Annotated in this window: 3 protein-coding genes; all 3 read left to right on the top strand. The window is 68.4% G+C overall.

The features are described 5' to 3' along the window. On the top strand, window positions 1-608 hold a 608-nt coding region (locus AOK03_RS38655; RefSeq protein ID WP_055570031.1), incomplete at its 5' end, for a polysaccharide deacetylase family protein. Further along, the gene (locus AOK03_RS38650) at window positions 608-1,846 is read left to right on the top strand and encodes a YncE family protein (RefSeq protein WP_079075244.1); all 1,239 of its coding nucleotides are present in this window, start codon (window positions 608-610) and stop codon (window positions 1,844-1,846) included. The genes AOK03_RS38655 and AOK03_RS38650, both read left to right, overlap by 1 nt. Window positions 1,847-1,936: 90 nt before the next feature. After that, complete coding sequence (locus tag AOK03_RS38645; RefSeq protein ID WP_055570030.1) at window positions 1,937-2,488, top strand: glycoside hydrolase family 25 protein; 552 nt, start codon at window positions 1,937-1,939, stop codon at window positions 2,486-2,488. The last annotated feature ends 149 nt before the right edge of the window (window positions 2,489-2,637 follow it).

The raw sequence follows: 2,637 nt of genomic DNA, 5'->3' as shown, positions 1-2,637 counted from the left end.
TCCCCGGCCGGCCCGCCCAGATCACCCACGGCCCCCGCACCCGGCCCCAGGTCGCCCTCACCTTCCACGGCCAGGGCGACCCGGCCACCGCGAAGACGCTGCTCGCCCAGGCGAAGGAGGCGGGCGCCGGAATCACCGTGCTCGCGGTCGGCGGCTGGCTCGACGAGCACCCCGAACTGGCACGCCGCATCCTCGACGGCGGCCACGACCTGGGCAACCACACCCATCACCACCTCGACATCAACGCGATGTCCGAGGCCGACGCCTACGCCGAGATCACCGGCTGCGCGGAGCGCCTGCGCCGCCTCACCGGCTCCGTCGGCACCTGGTTCCGCCCCTCGCGCGCCCGAACGGCGACGCCCCTCGTCGAACGCCTCGCCCGCCGCGCGGGCTACCCGCACGTCCTCTCGTACGACGTCGACTCCCTCGACTTCACGTCGCCGGGCGCCCGGGCCGTCACCCGCACCATCGCCGGCGAGATCCGCGAGGGATCCGTCGTGAGCCTGCACTTCGGGTACGCGGACACGGTCGCCGCACTGCCCGCCGTCCTGACCGAACTGGAACGCCGCGGCCTGCGCGCGGTCACGACCACGGAGCTGCTGACCTGATGCCCCTGCACCTGAACGAGACCCCGAGCCCGGCCCCCGGCCCGAGCCCCAGCCCGGGCCGGCGGCTCGGCCTCACCAAGCGCACCGCGGCCGTGCTCGTCGCGGGTGCCGCCCTCGCCGTCCTCGCGGGCTGCGGCACCGACGAGCGCGCCAACGAGGCCCTCGGCACCGAAGGCGTCCGCAAGCCCGCAAAGCCGAAGGCGGCCCCCGGCCTGCCCGGCATGCCCCCCGTCCTCGACCCCAAGGACGCCTACGCCGCCGACCGCCCCAACGCCCTGCAGCCCGTGGCCAGGAAGTTCCTGCCGCGCGTGTACGTCCCCAATACCGGCTCCAACACGGTGTCGGTCATCGACCCCAAGAAGTTCGAGGTCATCGAGACCATCAAGGTCGGCAACCAGCCGCAGCATGTCGTCCCCTCCTGGGACATGAAGACGCTCTGGGTCAACAACGACCTCGGCGACAGCCTCACCGCCATCGACCCCGTCACCGGCAAGACGGGCCGGACCGTCGAGGTCTCCGACCCGTACAACCTCTACTTCACGCCGAACGGCAAGCACGCCGTCGTGATGGCGTCCATGGACCGCGAGCTCGTCTTCCGCGACCCGAAGACCATGAACCGCGTCAAGACCGTCCCCGTCACCTGCGCGGGCGTCAACCACGCCGACTTCTCCATGGACGGGCGCTACTTCATCGTGTCCTGCGAGTTCTCCGGCGAACTGCTCAAGGTCGACACCGAGAAGATGGAGGTCGTCGGCCAGCAGAAGATCCCCTTCAAGGGGGCCATGCCGCAGGACGTGAAGATGTCCCCCGACGGCAAGACCTTCTACATCGCCGACATGATGGCGCACGGCATGTGGGTCCTGGACGGCGACAAGTTCACGACGCCGAAGCTGCTGCCCACCGGCAAGGGCTGCCACGGCCTGTACGTCAGCCGCGACTCCAAGGAGATGTACATCTCCAACCGCGGCGAGGGCACCATCTCCGTCTTCGACTTCCCGAAGAACGAGCTCACCAAGAAGTGGAAGCTTCCGCAGGGCGGCAGCCCCGACATGGGAGGCGTCTCGGCGGACGGCAACACCCTCTGGCTTTCCGGTCGTTACGACTCCGAGGTGTACGCCATCGACACCCGAACCGGAGTGCAACTGGCCCGTATCCCGGTCGGCAACGGCCCGCACGGCCTCGCGGTCTATCCGCAGCCGGGCCGCTATTCGCTCGGGCACACCGGGATCTTCCGTTGAACGGTTGATGGTTGACGGTTGGCCGCGGCCGACAGCGGGCACCAGACGGGCAGTTCAGATACCTGCCTTCCGCCCACTCTGGAGGCGCCCGTGATCCGAGGCATCGATGTCAGCTCGCACCAGTCGACCTTCGACACGGACGGCCTTTCCTTCGTCTTCATAAAGGCGACGGAGGGCCGTTCGTACATCAACCCGAAGCTGTCCGCCCAGACCAAGCGCGCCCGCGACGGCGGCTGCGTGGTCGGTTTCTACCACTTCCTGTGGCCGGGCAACATCAAGGCGCAGGCGGAGTACTTCGTGAGCAAGGCGCCTGAGAAGTCGGGGGACCTGCTGGCTGCGGACTGGGAGTGGACCGGGGACCACACGCGCGCGAGCAACGCGGAGAAGGACCGCTTCATCCGTGAGGTGAAGCGGCTCCGCCCGCACCACAGGGTCATGCTGTACTGCAATCGGAACTTCTGGCTGACTCATGACACCACGTCCTACGCGGGCGACGGACTGTGGATCGCCGACTACGTGACGGCGGGCAAGCCGCGCATCCAGGCGAAGTGGAAGATCCACCAGTACACGTCGACCCCGCTGGACAAGAACGTGGCCGACTTCTCCAGCGAGGACGCGCTGCGGGAGTGGGCCACGCCCTAGGTGTATTGCTCACGAGCGTTGTTAACGCCGGTAGGGCTTGATCGTGGCGAAGGCCCCCGTGTGTGGTGGAGGTGTCGAATCTTCACCGCACGGAGGCCTTCATGTCCCACCGTAATGCCCGGCTGACCGTTCACGGCAGGCGGCTGCTG

Origin of the sequence: Streptomyces atriruber, assembly GCF_001418325.1 — a bacterium.
Classification (GTDB): Bacteria; Actinomycetota; Actinomycetes; order Streptomycetales; family Streptomycetaceae; genus Streptomyces; species Streptomyces atriruber.
This window is presented reverse-complemented; position numbering and strand designations above follow the sequence as displayed.

What these genes read in the sequence shown, in the direction of transcription:
- AOK03_RS38650 (WP_079075244.1), top strand. Translation starts at nt 608, where the DNA reads ATGCCCCTGCACCTGAACGAGACCCCGAGCCCGGCCCCCGGCCCGAGC.